General features: G+C 52.0%; 15 protein-coding genes. 3 read left to right on the forward strand and 12 right to left on the reverse strand.

Features of this window, described 5'->3' with window-relative positions:
• Window positions 1–10 precede the first annotated feature (10 nt).
• The 5 genes from M4D81_RS13685 to M4D81_RS13705 form a co-directional block, all read right to left on the reverse strand.
• A complete protein-coding gene (locus M4D81_RS13685; RefSeq protein WP_260066908.1) occupies window positions 11–1,195 on the reverse strand; it encodes a glucose-1-phosphate adenylyltransferase in 1,185 nt (394 codons plus the stop codon).
• 435 nt (window positions 1,196–1,630) lie between these two features.
• Window positions 1,631–2,653 (reverse strand): MBL fold metallo-hydrolase, encoded by a 1,023-nt coding sequence (locus M4D81_RS13690; protein WP_260067124.1) that lies wholly within the window; start codon window positions 2,651–2,653, stop codon window positions 1,631–1,633.
• Between the two features lie 519 nt (window positions 2,654–3,172).
• Complete coding sequence (locus M4D81_RS13695; RefSeq protein ID WP_260066909.1) at window positions 3,173–4,909, reverse strand: proline--tRNA ligase; 1,737 nt, start codon at window positions 4,907–4,909, stop codon at window positions 3,173–3,175.
• A 368-nt stretch (window positions 4,910–5,277) separates the two neighbouring features.
• Window positions 5,278–5,583, reverse strand: a complete 306-nt coding sequence (locus M4D81_RS13700) for an ArsR/SmtB family transcription factor (RefSeq protein WP_071223457.1) — start codon at window positions 5,581–5,583, stop codon at window positions 5,278–5,280.
• Window positions 5,564–6,631, reverse strand: coding sequence for a flavin-containing monooxygenase (locus M4D81_RS13705; protein ID WP_260067125.1), 1,068 nt, complete (start codon window positions 6,629–6,631; stop codon window positions 5,564–5,566). The genes M4D81_RS13700 and M4D81_RS13705 overlap by 20 nt, the downstream gene beginning before the upstream one ends.
• Window positions 6,632–6,866: 235 nt before the next feature.
• Between M4D81_RS13705 and M4D81_RS13710 the strand changes: the two genes are divergently transcribed.
• From M4D81_RS13710 to M4D81_RS13720, 3 genes are read left to right on the forward strand one after another with little or no spacing between them, the layout of a single operon-like run.
• The gene (locus tag M4D81_RS13710) at window positions 6,867–7,118 is read left to right on the forward strand and encodes a FeoA family protein (RefSeq protein WP_127589552.1); all 252 of its coding nucleotides are present in this window, start codon (window positions 6,867–6,869) and stop codon (window positions 7,116–7,118) included.
• A complete protein-coding gene (locus M4D81_RS13715; RefSeq protein ID WP_260066910.1) occupies window positions 7,115–7,861 on the forward strand; it encodes a FeoB small GTPase domain-containing protein in 747 nt (248 codons plus the stop codon). Before M4D81_RS13710 ends, M4D81_RS13715 begins: the two co-directional genes overlap by 4 nt.
• Window positions 7,812–9,197 (forward strand): nucleoside recognition domain-containing protein, encoded by a 1,386-nt coding sequence (locus M4D81_RS13720; protein ID WP_260066911.1) that lies wholly within the window; start codon window positions 7,812–7,814, stop codon window positions 9,195–9,197. The genes M4D81_RS13715 and M4D81_RS13720 overlap by 50 nt, the downstream gene beginning before the upstream one ends.
• A gap of 108 nt (window positions 9,198–9,305) precedes the next feature.
• On the opposite strand, the gene M4D81_RS13725 is transcribed toward M4D81_RS13720, so the two are convergent.
• The 7 genes from M4D81_RS13725 to M4D81_RS13755 form a co-directional block, all read right to left on the reverse strand.
• The gene (locus tag M4D81_RS13725; RefSeq protein WP_260066912.1) at window positions 9,306–10,190 is read right to left on the reverse strand and encodes a carbohydrate ABC transporter permease; all 885 of its coding nucleotides are present in this window, start codon (window positions 10,188–10,190) and stop codon (window positions 9,306–9,308) included.
• A gap of 13 nt (window positions 10,191–10,203) precedes the next feature.
• Window positions 10,204–11,085, reverse strand: a complete 882-nt coding sequence (locus M4D81_RS13730; RefSeq protein WP_260066913.1) for a carbohydrate ABC transporter permease — start codon at window positions 11,083–11,085, stop codon at window positions 10,204–10,206.
• Window positions 11,086–11,185: 100 nt separating this feature from the next.
• Window positions 11,186–12,505 carry an extracellular solute-binding protein gene (locus tag M4D81_RS13735; RefSeq protein ID WP_260066914.1) on the reverse strand — a complete coding sequence of 440 codons (1,320 nt, stop codon included), beginning with the start codon at window positions 12,503–12,505 and terminating at the stop codon, window positions 11,186–11,188.
• A 112-nt stretch (window positions 12,506–12,617) separates the two neighbouring features.
• Window positions 12,618–13,406: a response regulator transcription factor gene (locus M4D81_RS13740; RefSeq protein ID WP_071223463.1), complete on the reverse strand. Its 789-nt coding sequence runs from the start codon at window positions 13,404–13,406 to the stop codon at window positions 12,618–12,620.
• Window positions 13,381–15,174, reverse strand: coding sequence for a cache domain-containing sensor histidine kinase (locus M4D81_RS13745; RefSeq protein ID WP_260066915.1), 1,794 nt, complete (start codon window positions 15,172–15,174; stop codon window positions 13,381–13,383). Before M4D81_RS13745 ends, M4D81_RS13740 begins: the two co-directional genes overlap by 26 nt.
• A 175-nt stretch (window positions 15,175–15,349) precedes the next feature.
• Window positions 15,350–15,622 carry a hypothetical protein gene (locus M4D81_RS13750; RefSeq protein ID WP_260066916.1) on the reverse strand — a complete coding sequence of 91 codons (273 nt, stop codon included), beginning with the start codon at window positions 15,620–15,622 and terminating at the stop codon, window positions 15,350–15,352.
• 278 nt (window positions 15,623–15,900) lie between these two features.
• On the reverse strand, window positions 15,901–16,125 hold the full coding sequence (locus tag M4D81_RS13755) for a helix-turn-helix domain-containing protein (protein WP_006208732.1): 225 nt from the start codon (window positions 16,123–16,125) through the stop codon (window positions 15,901–15,903).
• Window positions 16,126–16,360: the final 235 nt, after the last annotated feature.

A 16,360-nucleotide genomic window follows, 5' to 3' on the forward strand; every position in this document is an offset into this window, starting at 1 on the left:
GAATCCCGTCCTAACCTTGATTATTATGGGACGAAGACGACGATTGAAGCAGCTTCAGGACGTCTTCATCTTGACCGCTTACAAGCACAATCCGGGATGGATCTTCAGGAGGCGGACCAATGACGGCATGATCTTGAATGACCATGTCCTCAGTGATAATCGCCCGGTGTATCCGTACATGGCTGCCGATGCGCACCTTGGGCATAATGACGGAATCGGTAATGACACTGCCTTCCCCTACCTCCACGCCATAAAAGAGGACCGAATGTTCTACCTCGCCGCACACGGTGCAGCCCTCGTTAATCATGCTGTTCCGGACGACGCCGGTTGGAGAAATATACTCTGCCGGCTGATTCGGGTTCCGGGTGTAAATGCGCCACAGCGGATCGTTCAAGTCCAGCTTGGGCTGCTCGCAGAGCATATCCATATTGGCTTCCCAGAGGCTCTCGATGGTGCCGACGTCCTTCCAGTACCCTTCGAACGGATAAGCGTACAGCGTTTTGCCGTCCGTCAGCATGCTCGGCAGAATGTCTTTGCCAAAATCATGGCTCGTATCCGGATGCTCCGCATTCCGCAGTAAATAGGATCGCAGCAGCTTCCAGCGAAACAGATAAACGCCCATGGATGCCGTCGTACTCTTCGGATGTGCAGGCTTCTCCTCGAACTCGAAAATCCGGTAGTTCTCATCCGTATTCACCATGCCGAACCGCTTCGCTTCGTCCAGGCTCACCTCGATGACGGAGATGGTGCAATCGGCATCCTTCTCCTTGTGGTAAGTCAGCATACGGTCATAATCCATCTTATAGATGTGATCTCCCGACAAAATCAAAACGTGCTCGGGATCGTACTGATCAATAAACTTAAGATTCCGATAAATCGCATCCGCCGTCCCGCGGTACCAGGTCGTCCCGTCCTCCCGTTCATGGGGCGGAAGCACGAATACGCCTCCATTCAACCGGTCCATGTCCCAATCGCTTCCTACGCCAATGTAAGAATGCAGAACCAGAGGTTCATACTGGGTTAGCACCCCAACCGTGTCGATTCCCGAATGGGAGCAGTTGCTCAGCGGAAAATCAATGATCCGGTATGTACCCCCAAAATAAACAGCCGGCTTGGCGAGCGTCTTCGTGAGGCCCTTCAGCCGTTTACCTTGACCTCCTGCGAGCAGCATAGCGACCACATCTTTTTTCTTCATGACAGATTCTCCTTTAAGGGGCTTTATGAGATACGAATCCTATAACATGAAAATGGCGGAACCAAGGGAACGCTTCGATACGAATATGGTGGAGTGGATCATGATGACGAGTGATTAAGAAAAAAGCCTTGAGGGAATGCCTTACTTAAACAGCAAGGTACATCAACTATATGCGGGGTAGTGAGAAACTCTGACTCTAATGAGGGAAGGCCCCCCATCTTAGGTATTACCGGCCTTCTCTTCTATAAAAAAGCCGTGGCGCCACTTGCCAAGCATCCTGATCGCAGCGGCTGTTCGGGCAGACTATCCGACTGCATCTGATCAAGAGATGCTCCACAATGTAGCCCTCTAAATCTATTAAACAAAAAACCGCCTATTCTACGCATGATGGAAGTCAACGTACAAGCAGACGGTTTTATTTATGTCTTGATTATATCAGGAATGCGGCTGTTTCCGTACATAAAAATAGCGCATTCCATCCTCGTTTTCAATCTCCTCGGCTTCCCCGCGACGGGCCAACTCGGCGAGATGGGCCAGCGCTTCGCACATGGCGAAGCGCAGCTGGTGGATGCCGAGCTTCTCGCCGAAGAGGGCGGTGCAGACCTCGAAGGCGGTTAGGCGACCGGCAGCGCTCAGCATGCCGGCGATGGTCGCCAGGCGCTCCTCGTGATGGAGGAGGAGCGTGTCGATCCGTTCACGGAAATGCGTGAACGGGTGGCGGTGTCCGGGGTACGCCGTCCGGACATGCAGTTCCCGCAGGCGGCGCAGCCCTGCGAGGAATAGTGCCAGCGGCTCGGCATCGCTGCCGGGCAGCAGGCTCACGTTGGGCGAGATTTGCGGCAGCACGGCATCGCCGCATAGCAGAACGCCGCTGTCTGCATGGAAGAACGACAGTTGTCCCGGAGCATGGCCGGCCGTTTGCACCGGGACCCATATCCGGCTGCCCATCCGGAACGGAAGATCCTCGCTGATAAACGAGATCTCCGGCTGCGGCGTAACTTGGGGGAAGAAGCCGTTCAGATGCTCCGGCAGCAGGGCAAGCTTGGTTTCCGGCATGCCATGCTGCCGGAAGAACGCCGGGAGTTCGTGATCCATCGCGGAATCCGTTCCCCACATGAGCATCGCTTCCCGATGCGCCCGCTCTGACATCCACACCTTGGCGCCCGAACGCTCCTGAAACCACCCGGCAAGCCCATAGTGATCCGGGTGATGATGGGTCAGCACGATCGAAGCGATGTCGCTGAACTCGAACCCAAGCTGCTCCATCGCCGCCAGCCATTCCTGCTCCGAGGAACTCGTTCGCGGCCCCGGATCGATGATGGTCATACCGTCATCACCCCGCAGCACATAGCTGTTCACCCATCTTAAGGGGTTGGACAATGTAATCTTCACCTGACTGAGCTGATGTTCTTCTATATGATGAATGTCCGGGCTTGGTCCCTTCTCTTCCTGATTCATCGTAGATGCAACCTCCATCCGCATTATGACTTCAATTCCGACTCCTTCATCATAAGCCTGTATTCGGGATATGTATACAAGGCTGCCCTGCATGTTGGTTAGAGGATTGAAGCGAGCAAGTTACTATGTTTCACTAGAGGACGCTGCGCATACGTATCGTTCCTCCAATCGCTGTTGCCCTCGGATTTTCCTTACTGTATTTATCCATTGTAAAAATCCGAGGGCAAAGGCGAACGCTGCCGCTTTTCCGGAATCGATTCGTCTGCTCCGCTGCTTCGAGCTCGTTCATTATAAAGCCTAGATCGGCTGCATCATTATCGTAATCATGTAAGCCTATGCAACGTCCCCCTTCTAACAAAACAATAAGGCAACCTCAAAAAAAGATTGGGTTGCCTTCCCTCCTACTGACATGCACGTTTTCCACTATATTTTTAAAGCTATTCTAATATCCGATATAGGTTCCATCCGTTACGCGTAAAGTTCTTTCCCTCTCATCTCCAACTTAATGAATCTCGACTCTTATTGGAAGGCTCCATCCAGCTGACGGACTGCCTCCTCGCATGAGCGCTGGATGGCTTCCTCGGCAGGCAGGGTGATCTTGATTCCGTCCTCGCCCATCCATTCGACCTCTCCGTTAGCGGCTCCGCGACCAACGATCAGACGCAGCGGAGCGCCGGCAAGGTCGGCATCCTTGAACTTGACGCCGGCCCGTTCGTCCCGGTCGTCCAACAGCGGCTCCAGACCAGCCTTGTTCAGCTCGATGTAGATATGTTCAGCCAGTTTCATCTGAATCTCATCCTTAACCGCAACCGGGATAATGTGCACCTTGAACGGAGCCACGGACATCGGCCAGACCAACCGCTCATCCGAGATGCACTGCTCGGCGATGGCGGACATGACGCGGGAGACGCCAATACCGTAGCAGCCCATGATCAGCGGTTTCTCCCGTCCGTCGGAATCCAGGTACATGGCGTTCATAGCCTCACTGTACTTCGTACCCAGCTTGAACACATGTCCAAGCTCAATCCCGCGATGAAACTGAAGCGGAGCTCCACAGCGCGGACAAGGTTCACCTTCTGTTACATTCCGGAAATCCCCGGTGTATTCCAGCGAAAAATCATGTCCTGGGCGGACTCCCTTCAGATGGGTATCCCCCTGGTTAGCACCGGTGATCCCCTCTGCCATAGCTGCGACTTCGGAATCGACCAATACCTTCAGGGTTAGACCTACCGGTCCCGCAAACCCGACTGGGGCTCCCGTCGCCTGCATCACCTCTTCGGCGCTCGCTAATTCCGCGAGTTCTGCTTCTAGGTAAGACTTCACCTTTGCCTCGTTTGCTTCGCGGTCTCCCCGGACAAGCACCGCAACCTGTTCTCCGTCCACGTGGTAAATCAGCGTCTTGATCAATTGCTCCGGGCCGACTTGCAGGAAGTCAGTCAGTTCCTGAATGCTCTTCACATTGGGAGTTATTACCCGTTCTATAACTGAGCTTCCGTCGGTCTTTACGGATACTCTTCCTGCAGGCTCAGCTGAAGCCTCAGACTCCGCTCGCTCCAGATTTGCTGCATAACTGCAATCGCTGCAGGAAACAACGGTATCCTCGCCTATATCCGCCAGTGCCATAAACTCATGGGTTTCCCCTTGCCCGCCAATGGCACCCGCATCGGCTTCCACCGCCCGGAACGTCAGACCACAGCGTCTAAAGATTCGTTCATACGTTTCATACATGTTCCGGTAGGACACATCCAGGCCTTCCCAGTTCCGGTCAAAGGAATAGGCATCTTTCATCAGGAATTCCCGCCCCCGCAGCAGACCAAAACGCGGACGCCGCTCATCACGGTATTTGTTCTGAATTTGGTACAGGTTGACTGGCAGCTTCCGGTACGAAGAAATCTCTTGGCGAACGATGGACGTAATCACTTCTTCATGAGTGGGTCCAAGCACGAACTCCCGATTATGGCGGTCATGCAGCCTGATGAGTTCCGAACCGTAAACATCGTACCTGCCCGATTCCTTCCACAGCTCGGCGGGCTGAACAGCGGGCATGAGCATCTCCTGTCCGCCGGAGGCATCCATTTCCTGCCGAATAATAGCTTCGATCTTTCGCAAGACCCGCCATCCCAGCGGCAGATACGAATAAATTCCTGCTGCCGTTTGACGGATATAGCCGCCGCGGAGCATCCATTGATGGCTCAGTGCCTCCGCCTCGGAAGGCACATCACGCATCGTTGTCATCAATAATTGGCTTTGCCGCATCTTCCTCATACTCCTTCTTATATCCATGAATGAACCTGCCTGAGCGCAAAAAGAGCACATTCGCTCCTAGGGACGAATGTGCTCGTGGTACCACCCTGATTCCATCTTGCCGGACACAAAAGACGCTCCATTGAAGATGCTTCATACGGCGGTAACGGGCCAAACCGGCGCCGCTTGTTCACAGCGGGCAACTACAAGGTAGGAAGGACACAGCCTAGCGGGGGAAGCCTTTCAGCCAAGGGCTTCTTTTCTGTCTCGCCGAATCTTGCATCCTCATGTCCTTGATGATCGTTATTCACGGGAAATTCATTTTCCAATACATTACAGCCGGACGGGCGGAATGTCAAGCATGAACGGGTCAGGCGATTCTAATGAGCGATATGGTCCAGCACCTGCCGTAAGATCCCGATGACATGCTCATCTTCATACGTATAAAAATATGTATTTCCTTCCCTCCGGTATTTGACCAGTCTTAAACTTCGCAGATAGCCAAGCTGGTGGGATACCGCCGACTGACTCATGCCAAGCACCTCGGCAATATGGCCGACGGGGCATTCTTCTTGCGAGAGCAAATGAAGAATCCGGATCCGCGTCGGATCCGAAATGGCCTTCAGCAGTCGTGACGCTTCCATGGCCTCGTCTTCGTGCAGCAGCTCATGGTGCTCTTTTTCCATAAACTAATCCCCTCTTCTCCATAATGGCTTGAACGATTTCGCGGGCATCCCGTGAAACTCCTGCCAAGAGTGCGGAGCCCCTGTGCGTCTGCCAAGGCAAACCTGCATAATAGAGCCCCTTTACCGGACTGATACCGCGTGTATGAATAACAGCCTTCTCTTGATCCAGCGCTTGATCCACTTGAAGCCAATCATAGCTGGGAACAAAGCCGGTCGCCCAGATAATATTCTGAACCTTAAGCTCCGTTCCATCCTCGAATCGCATTCCGGAAGCGCCGGCATCAACGGCTCTCTTTTTCAACACCACTTTACCGCACTTGACCGCTTGTTTCAATTCATATCCAAAAATCGGGTCTCCGCGGCGCTTCAGCTTACGCCCCACCCAGGAGGAACCGCCGGCAGATAAAATGCCGAGTTTGTCCAACCACCAGAACATGCCCTTTCCCCCAATGGTCATGGGTAAATACCGCGGCTGCTGTCCGAGGGCCAAATACGTTTCCCGACCACGTGACAGTTCGACCGCAATCTGTGCCCCGCTGTTCCCGCCGCCAACGACAAGAACGCCGCCCTCCTGAAGCTGGGAAGGTCGCCTGTAATCGGATGAGTGCAGCTGGAGAATATCCTCTGGAACCGATGCTGCAAACGTCGGAATTCGAGGCTGCCGGAAGGGCCCGGTAGCGATGATCAGCGCCTTTGCATGATATTCTCCCTGATGGGTGTCGATTATAAAACGGTCTTCTTCCTTCCGGACACACTTCACATCCGTCTCAAACTGAATGGGCAGCCTAAACCGCGCTGCATACGATTTCAGATAGGACGCCATCTCATCTTTATCCGGGAACCCGTCGGGATCCCCCTCTAACCTCATTCCATGCAAGGCACTATGAGTCCTCGGCGTAAACAACCTCAAGGAATCATATCTCGTCTTCCATGTTTCACCTGCCTCCATCCCCCGATCCAACAACAGAAACTTCATCCCTGCCTGCTGCAGCCAATAGCCAGCTGCCAATCCTGCCTGCCCCGCGCCGATAACGATTACGTCCCATATCATATAGGTATCACTCCAATTATATGAATAATTGCTCATATATACATATAACATGGATCTTGTTTCCCCTTCAAGCATAAAATGGTGATTGCATCGTCAAACGCCGCATGAAACTGGAATAAATATCTGATGAATCCAGTTGACAACATACACATTCAGTCATACTATAGGCATAAAGTTGCTTCGAGGAAACAATATATGCTCGGCCCAATTTAGTAGGGAGAGGTTAAACTTTATGGATGAGACAAAATATCGGCAGCATTTGCATCAGGCAGCGCTCGGCGAGCGTTTTCTGATTGAACAGGTGGATATCCGCGGAGAGCATAAACGACGGCTTCTGGACCTCGGATTCGTTCCGGGCTCCGTTATCGAAGTGCTGAAAGCCAGCCCGCTCGGTGACCCCACCTCTTATAGAGTAGCAGGTACCGTCATTGCATTAAGAAAAGAAGAAAGTCAGTTAATCTGGGGTAAGGTGATGTCATCATGAGAACTTTTACCGTCGCGCTGGCTGGCAACCCGAACACGGGAAAAAGCACGCTGTTTAATGCACTCACCGGCCTGAAGCAGCACACCGGCAACTGGTCCGGCAAAACAGTCAGTCTCGCAAGCGGCCATTACGATTACAAAGACACCCGCTTCCAATTTATCGATCTGCCCGGGACATACTCCTTGTTCTCCAACTCGGCCGATGAAGAAGTGGCGCGCGATTATATTATTTTTGAGAAACCGGACGTTACCCTGCTGGTTCTGGATTCTACGGCGCTGGAAAGAAGCCTTAATCTCGCACTGCAAGTGCTGGAAATGACCGACCGGGTCATCGTCTGCCTGAATCTGATGGACGAAGCGAAGAAAAAAGGAATCAAGATTAATACACGCAAGCTGGCGGATCAGCTCGGCGTTCCCGTCATTCCGATTTCGGCCAGAAACAACGAAGGGCTGGATACCCTGTCCGAGCAGCTGCTTCTCATGTGTACAGGGCAGACTCCGACTACGCCGTATCGGATGAAATATAACGAACAGCTGGAATCGCAAATTTCCGGCCTGGAGTCCGAATTACGAGACATTTTCGGTGACGAATATCCAGCCAGATGGCTGGCGATCCGTTTTCTCGATGGAGACCGGAAGCTAATCGCCACGCTGAAAGAACGATTAAAGACTTCGGATAAAGGGGGGATTTCGCTTGGAACAGCTAAAGCGCTTGGAAGCTCTAACAGCCGCCATTCCTGCTGAGCAGGTAGAGGATGTTCGGGAAGACATCGTGGGTGAGTTATTCAAAAAATCCCGCGAGCTGTGCAGCGAAGCCGTCACCGTGACCAACCGGGAGCTTCTGTACCGTTCCGAGCGTCTGGACCGCATCTTCACCTCCAAGCTGTGGGGGTTTCCGATCATGCTGGCCATGCTCGGCGTTATTTTTTACTTAACGATCGCAGGGGCTAACGTGCCTTCTTCCATGTTGGCAAGTTTCTTTGGCTGGATCGAAGGATATCTGACGATAGCCTTTCAGGCCCTTCATGCTCCCGATTGGCTCTATGGCGTGCTGATTCTCGGATTGTTCCGGGGGACCTCCTGGGTTGTCAGTGTCATGCTACCTCCCATGGCCATCTTCTTTCCAGCCTTTGCGCTGCTGGAGAACTATGGCTATTTGCCTCGGGTAGCCTTTAACCTGGACCGCCTGTTCAAAAAAACGGGTGCGCACGGCAAGCAGTCCCTCACCATGGCGATGGGATTCGGCTGCAATGCGGCGGCCATTATGTCAACCCGGATCATCGAGTCGCCTCGCGAGCGAATGCTCGCCATTCTGACCAATAACTTCGTGCCCTGCAACGGTCGCTGGCCGACCCTGATCCTGCTGGCCTCCTTGTTCATGGCTGCAGGTTTCTCGGGAGGAGCCCAGACGCTCGTAACGGCTTCCGTTGTTATGGGCATGGTGCTGATCGGTGTCGTTGTCACGCTCACGGTATCATGGGGTCTATCCAAAACCGCCTTGAAAGGCATTCCTTCCCACTACACGCTGGAGCTGCCTCCATACCGTAAACCGAAGATACTGAATACCATTCTCCGGTCGACTCTGGATAAAACCCTCTATGTACTGCGCAGGGCCATTATCGTAGCGGCGCCTGCTGGCGTCCTCACCTGGGTGCTTGCCAACATCTATATTGGCGATGCCAGCATTCTGATTCATTTCGTTGAATTTCTCGATCCGTTTGCGCGCGCTCTCGGACTCGATGGCTTCATTCTGATGGCCTTTATCATCGGCCTTCCCGCCAATGAAATCGTGCTGCCGATCCTGCTGATGGGATATTTGGCTACGGGGTCCCTGACCGAGGTTACCGATATGTTTGCCCTCAAGCAAATCTTCCTGGACCAAGGCTGGACCTGGCTGACCGCACTGAACATGATGCTGTTCTCGCTGCTTCATTATCCATGCGGAACCACGCTCGTCAACATCTGGAAGGAAACGAAAAGCGCGAAGTGGACGTTCCTGTCCTTTGCCATCCCGACGGCCATCGCCATCGGCGTTACCTTCCTGGTCACTCAGTTGGCCCGGGCACTGGGATGGGTTTAAAGACAGAGGATTGAATCAACATCATTTAAAGCAAAACGAGCCGCTTCAAGAAGTCTCCTTGAAGCGGCTCGTATGTTTTATACCGGAAATGGATGAGTTCTATGAAACTTAACCTTTCACCGAACCAGCAGCGATGCCTTCCACGATACGATCGCTGAGGAACAGGAACATCAGCAGAATTGGCAAAATACTGATCATCAAGGTTGCGCCAATCGCACCCCAATCGGTTGTGTATTGTCCGATAAAGTTCTGCACGCCGACGGTGAGCGTCTTGAACATGTCCGAGCTGATGAACGTATTCACGAAAATAAATTCGTTCCAGTTGTAGATCATGTTAATGATGGCAGTCGTCGCCAGCACCGATCCCGTCATCGGAAGCACGATCCGGAAGAAAACCCGGTGAACCGAGCAGCCGTCCATAACCGCCGCCTCTTCCACTTCCTTCGGCAGCGTGTAATAGAACCCGAGCAGAATCATAATGGTAATCGGCATATTGAAAGCCACGTACGACAATATCAAAGAAACGGGATGATCGGTCAGGCCAACCTTGTTGAAAATGCTGAACAGCGGAATCAAGGTGGAGTGAACCGGAATCATCATGGCAACCATAAATAATCCGAGGACGAAGGAGCTGCCCTTCCACTTCATTCTCGTAATCGCGAAGGTAACGAGACTTCCCAGAATGACCGTGAGCGCAGTGGCGACAACGGTGATCCAAATGCTGTTCAGAAAATAAACGCTGATGTTGCCGGCACTCCATACCTTCTCGTAATTCTCCCAGCGCGGATTCATCGGAAGGGACAGCGGAGGAAGATCGAAGACTTCCTGATTGTTTTTTAATGAGAACAGCAGCAGCCATAAGAGCGGGAACAGCTGGAATACGGCAACGCCGATCAGCACGATATACAGCAGCGCGTAACCCAGCTTGCCTCCCACTCCGTTTCCGGACCGGGCGCGCCCGTCTTGGAGCTGTCCTGTGGCTCCGGATATCATGAAGCATTCCTCCTTATGAATATTGGATCGATTCTTTCGATGCCGTTAATTTCCGTATGACCCACGTTACGATCAGACAGATCACCAGCAGGAAGAACCCGATCGCGCTGCCGTAACCGAAATCATAAGCGCGGAAAGCCGTGTGATACATGTAGGACGCCATCACTTCACTTGCGCCGTTAGGCCCCCCGTCCGTCATAACAAAGATGAGGTCGAAATATTTCAAGGAACCTACCACCGCCAGCACGATCGTCACCTTAATCACTTCCATAATGAGTGGAAGCTTGATCCGGAACGCAATTTGCAGGGAAGTCGCCCCGTCGATCTTGGCTGCTTCCACCAGCGATGCCGGGATATTCTTCAAAGCTGCATAATAGATCAAGATATAGAAACCGGCATACTGCCACAGAATAGGAATAAACAAAGCGAACAAGACAAGCGACGGCTCAGCGAGCCATGCCGGCGGGTTCGTGATCCCAATGGATTCCAGGAAGCTGTTCACAATCCCGTTCGTCGGGTGGTAAATGCGCAGCCACAGCTGCGCGATCGCAACGGAGGACAGCAGCATGGGGATGAGATAGATTTTACGGAACAGGTTGGCGCCCTTGATCTTGGAGGCCAGCACCATCGCAACAGCCAGGTAGATAATCAGGCTTGCAGCCGAGAATACGGCTAACAGCAGGGAGTGCCACGCACTGTCCCAGAACTTGCCGTCCGTAAGCAGAGCCTGGTAGTTATCGAGTCCGATAAAGGTCATCGCACCGATTCCGTTCCATTCGTTCAGTCCATAATAGGCGGTGAGTACGATTGGAATATAGACGACGGCCATAATCACAAGCAGTGCAGGCAGTACATACAGCGCGATGATTTTTTTGTTGGACATCACTTTATCCAAAGTGTCCGACTCCTTTCTTCCTATGGTCTAGAGGAAAGATGTATCCGGCATCGCTGCCCGGATACATCAGGGTCCTGTTTCTTCGTTGTCCTAAAGAGTCTTACTTACCTTTGGAAATCGCTGCATCATGCTCCTCGGAAAATTTCTCCGGTGTTACGGCTTTGCCGAAGAGTGCCTGAATCATGTTCAGATGCGTCTCGGCGGCATTGGCCTCCATTTGTACATCCGCGAACAAGGTAATGCTGCTTGCTTGATTCATTTCATCAAACAGATCGATGTACAGCTGTGGAAGCTCAAGCGTCGAGGTATCCACTTTCGTTGCCGGAATAACGCCTGCGCCTGTGACGGACTGCTCACCCCATTTGGTTACGAAATACTCAACGAACTTCTTGGACTCCTCTTTTACCTTGGAGTTTTCGCCGATGAACAAGCCAACGCCCGGTCCACCAACCCAGCTGTTAATGTCGCCTTTTCCGCCTTCAACCGTCGGGAATTTGAAGAATCCGACGCTGTCGCGGAATTCTTGCGGAATCTCTTCATTGGTCGTGAAGTTTGGCAGTTCCCAGGTTCCCATCATGTACATGGCCGCTTTGCCGTTCAGGAATTCGGATTTCGCTTCCTCGTTGGACAAGCCGTTGAACCCTTTGACAAACGCATTGCCATCTACCAGCGATTGAACTTCGGCGGCTGCCTTTACAAGTGATTCATCCTTGAAGGAACCTGATCCGCTGATTGCACCAGCAAGCGCTTCTTGTCCGCCGATCCGGTCTGCCAGGTACATGTACCAGAGGGATCCGGTCCAGCGATCCTTGTTGCCCAGTGCGATCGGAGCAATCCCGTTATCGGACAGCGTTTTCACGACATTTTTGAATTCTTCGTAGGTTTGCGGAATCGCCAGATTATGCTGCTCGAATATCGCTTTGTTGTAGTATACCGGAGCGATATTGAACTCGAGTGGAAGCGCATACGTTTTGCCGTCAATGGCATAAGCCTCGGTCGTGCCGGCTACGAACTTGCCATTAAGCTGACCGCCCAGCAAATCATCTACCGGTGCAAACAGTTTGCCTTCGACATAAGGCTTCAGGAATCCGGCTGCCCAGGTTACCCCTACGTCCGGAAGCTCGTTTGATGCGGAAAGCACTTTCAATTTGTTTTTGTATTGTTCATTATCCAGAACTTCCTGTTTGATCGTCACGTTTGGATTCTCTTTTTGATATTCTTCGATGATCTGATTCACGATTTTGTTCTGCCCTGCGGAAACGCCCGCTGGCCATAAGTGCATGAAGTTTACCGTAACTTTATCGCCTTCGCTGCCACTGCTTCCGGAATCCCCCGTGCTGCTGTTGCTCGATCCACAACCAGCCGCAACCAGAGCGAGACACAATGTTAGAAGCAGAACCGTCCATTTTTTGTTGAACACGTTTACAACCCCTTTTCTAGTATGCTGTTCGCGTATTGAAACCGCTTTAATCAAATTTTATCAGTGAGGGGATGAATGTATAAGGTCATAATGATTGGGACTAATTCCACTTTTATTGGATTTCCTCTCCGCTATCGGATACGCTGTGGCGGTATTGACTCGGGCTTACCTCCTCAAGGTCACGGAACACTTTCACGAAATATTTCGCCGTTTGGTATCCCACTTTCTCCGCAATTTCCGCGACAGGCAGCGATGTGCCCGCCAGCAGCTCCTTGGCCCGCTGTACCCTGCGACGCGTTAAATATTCGCTGAAGGTGAGTCCGGTTTGCTCTTTGAATAACACGCTGAAATAACTGGAATTCAGGTGAAGCACTTCTGCTACTTCCTTAAGCGATACCGATTCCTGAAGGTGCTGATCCACGTACTTCAGCGCTTCCTGCACCTGAATGCTGTAGCCCTTATCCAGCTGCGCCGCCTCGAGGAGCTTGGGATCCACCAGTTTCTCCATCCGCTCAATCCGATCAATTTTTTCCTGGCGTTCCAGGGCCGACTCGACCGCAGTTACCAGCTTCCGCTTATCCAGCGGCTTTAGGAGATAATCCACGACGCCGTATTGCAGCGCTTTACGGGCATAATCAAATTCCGAATAACCGGATATGACGATAATGACCGGCGGATGCTCTAGTTCATGCAATCTCTCAATGAGCTCAAGTCCCCCGATTTCCGGCATGCGGATGTCCGTCACCACCAGATGAGCCACCTGATCCTGCAGCCACTCCAGCGCCTCTACGCCGCTTGAAGCCGTCACGATTCTGCAGCGACCCGACGACCATGCCTCCAGCGTCTTCCTTACCCCTTCCCTCGTTCTCGGCTCATCATCCACGATCAGTATCGTTTTCATGCTGTTCCCCCTCCCCACCATTAGCCTGAAAATCATTCGGAATTTGAAATGAGATCGTCGTTCCCTGACCCACCACGCTGTGAATACGCAGGCCGGCTTGCCCGGAAGCATAATACAACCGGATTCGTTGCTCTACATTGGCAATGCCAACACCGCTTTTTTTAGAAGATTCCGCGTATCCCTTTTCCATGGAGGAATACAGAGAGGCCACCGTCTCCTCGTCCATTCCCGGGCCGTCATCGCTAACCGAAATGACCGTAAATCCCGGGTGATCCGAGGCCTTCGCCCGTACAATAACGGTGCCCGGACCCAATCGCTGCTCAACTCCGTGGAGAATCGCATTTTCCACGATCGGCTGAATCAGCAGCTTCGGAATCGGCACGTTTTTGCTGGCTTCATCCGCCTCGATTTTCCAGGATAACCGGTCCAGCATCCGCATTTTCATAATCATCAAATAACGCTCGGCATGATCCAGCTCGTCCCGGACCGATACCCACTCATCCTCGTCTTTGCGGTTAATGACGTAACGGAATAAGCCGGACATCGCGACCACGATTTGGGCCAGCTCTTCTTCCCCTTGATCATCCAGCGCCCAGTAAAACGCTTCCAATGTGTTAAAAAGAAAGTGCGGATTGATCTGAGCCTGCAGCGCTTTAAGTTCTGTCCGGCTCTGAATGATCTCCTTCTGATACACAACCTCGATTAATTCGTTCAGCGAATCCACCATCTGGTTGTACGAATTGTTAAGCTCGTTGATCTCCATCGTCTTCGAGGTGACGGCAATGGGCCTCAGCGTTCCCAGTCTCACGCCGCGCATGGCTTTGATCAGATTCAAAATCGGCCGGATGATCATCGTGGTCAGTATAAAGCTTAAGAACAGAAACAGCAGCGCACCCACGCCCCCGGATACGATGATCGCGGTCCGCAGCACTGATATCCCCTCCGTCGTATAGTCGACAGGCGTCAGGATGACCAGGTTCCAGCCCGTGGCCTCAGACTGTTTCTGTACGGCAATGTAGTCCTCATGGCCGACCGTAACCGTCTCCCCTTCGCGGTGCAAAACCTCCTTCGCATCCACCACGGTGGCAAAATCCGACGAGATTTCATTCCCCGCCTGATCAAACAATCCCATCGTTTCACGCGAATCGCTGCCCATGCCGCCTGCAGAGTCCGCCAGTGCAAAATAGTCCTTCTCCAGCTTCACGAGCAAGTACCCGCCGTGGGCAAAGGAATGGTCAATCAGCCGAATTCTCCGTACCGCTACCACCACATCCGAATCCCGGGGATCCTGACCGAACCATACCAGCTTCCCCATGCCCTGGTCTGCTGCAGCAATCCAATCGCCCCTGACCCGGCTGGTCAGACTTCCTTCATCCAGCGGAAACAGCCGCCGATAATCCTTCGTATATAATTCCAGCGACCGGATGCCCGTAGCATAGGCTTCATATTTACGAACCTCCTGTTGAAGAGACTGCCGTTCACCGAATGTTATCGGCTTGCCTGCGGTCTCCTGCGCCAGAAAGCGCTGAACCGTTGCGTTCGTCGAGACTTGGGCCGTCAGCGTATCCACCTGCTTGAGCAGCGCATCCAGCTTCCCCGTGGCCTGAACGGCCGTCTGCTGAATATGCTTCTCCGCACTGTTACGCAGCAAAGCCGAAACCTGATCATATACAAACACCCCGACCAATGCCAATACGATCACCATCACCAGCATAAATCCAAGGAAGATTTGATTCCGCAGTGTATTCAGCCTGCCAAACCTGTTCAAGTTCTGCACTCCCTTTCGATTTGGAACTGTAATTCACTATACACAATCTTGTTGAAGTTAGGGAGTCCTCGCCCTTCCGCAAAGGTCCAAGGCATATGTACTTTATTACTCAAAAAAGAGGAAATGCGAAAGGTTAGTTTCCCCTTGCACTTCCTCTCATATACAGCCAAGCATACTATACCGGATATAATTCCTGATGCCGCTCAAGCTCTCTTTTGCAATCGGTGCACAGCCCTCTTACGGCGCCGGCGTCATCAGCATAAAAGATTAATTGTCGCTTGCGCCGGCATTTACTGCATGCTTGTCCGTGCTGACCGCTGTGGGTTCGCGTTGTTGTGTTCAGATGGATAACATTACGCTCCCTTCCGCTTCTTTTCTTGCGTCTGAACCATACAACTGCAAGAAGGACTAGAACGGCTCCAGTCATCATCCCGATCATCCATCCCATGTTTATTTCACCTCCGACATGTGCAGGCTATTTGTACAAAATAGCTAAAAAACGATTAGCAGATTTACACTCCATGATCACGTATAAACGACGTTACTACATTAATACATTTGCGAACATTTTAACATATCTTGTATTTGTCATGGCGGTTCCTGCCCATTTCCAATCACAGAATATAACCGAATTTCCGCAATGAAAACACAAAAAAGCCTTCTCACTCCCGTTGCTACGGGAAGGAAGGCTTTCGCTGTGCTTTCGTTCATGCAACCGGCATGGTGTCAGATCTTCAACTCACCGAGTTTTATCAACTCAACGACAGCTTGCGAACGGCCCTTGACGTTTAATTTCTGCATGACATTGGAGATGTGGTTACGCACCGTCTTTTCGCTAATAAACAACTGCCCGGCGATATCGCGAGTCGTTTTGTCCTGCACTAGCAATTCAAACACTTCGCGTTCACGGTGGGTTAACAAGAACTTGCTGTTATGGTCGGTCCCCTTCAATGGTGTCACCCCTCCTTGCCCGGGTATGTGTGGTCTAACAAGGGTAAGGGATACAGTCAACTCATCTTATGTAAGATGAGGGGGGAAGGTGCGAAAGAGGCGAACAATTTGGGCGATTGGCCCGTATTGGCGATTTTTGTCCTTGCTTCCTCTCGAGGGTTGGTCTATGATGATGGTGTAAAAATAATTTTCTTTATTTTTTCATATTTATAAAAATTATTTTCAGAATTGGAAT

It is taken from the genome of Paenibacillus sp. p3-SID867, from assembly GCF_025142895.1.
Lineage (GTDB): Bacteria > Bacillota > Bacilli > Paenibacillales > Paenibacillaceae > Paenibacillus_AQ.

Excerpts from the sequence above, each read along its gene's own strand:
- M4D81_RS13710 (WP_127589552.1), top strand. The coding sequence starts at position 6,867 with ATGGATGAGACAAAATATCGGCAGCATTTGCATCAGGCAGCGCTCGGC.
- M4D81_RS13750 (WP_260066916.1), bottom strand. The coding sequence starts at position 15,622 with ATGGGATGGATGATCGGGATGATGACTGGAGCCGTTCTAGTCCTTCTT.
- M4D81_RS13685 (WP_260066908.1), bottom strand. The coding sequence starts at position 1,195 with ATGAAGAAAAAAGATGTGGTCGCTATGCTGCTCGCAGGAGGTCAAGGT.
- M4D81_RS13740 (WP_071223463.1), bottom strand. The coding sequence starts at position 13,406 with ATGAAAACGATACTGATCGTGGATGATGAGCCGAGAACGAGGGAAGGG.
- M4D81_RS13695 (WP_260066909.1), bottom strand. The coding sequence starts at position 4,909 with ATGCGGCAAAGCCAATTATTGATGACAACGATGCGTGATGTGCCTTCC.
- M4D81_RS13725 (WP_260066912.1), bottom strand. The coding sequence starts at position 10,190 with ATGATATCCGGAGCCACAGGACAGCTCCAAGACGGGCGCGCCCGGTCC.
- M4D81_RS13700 (WP_071223457.1), bottom strand. The coding sequence starts at position 5,583 with ATGGAAAAAGAGCACCATGAGCTGCTGCACGAAGACGAGGCCATGGAA.
- M4D81_RS13690 (WP_260067124.1), bottom strand. The coding sequence starts at position 2,653 with ATGAATCAGGAAGAGAAGGGACCAAGCCCGGACATTCATCATATAGAA.
- M4D81_RS13715 (WP_260066910.1), top strand. The coding sequence starts at position 7,115 with ATGAGAACTTTTACCGTCGCGCTGGCTGGCAACCCGAACACGGGAAAA.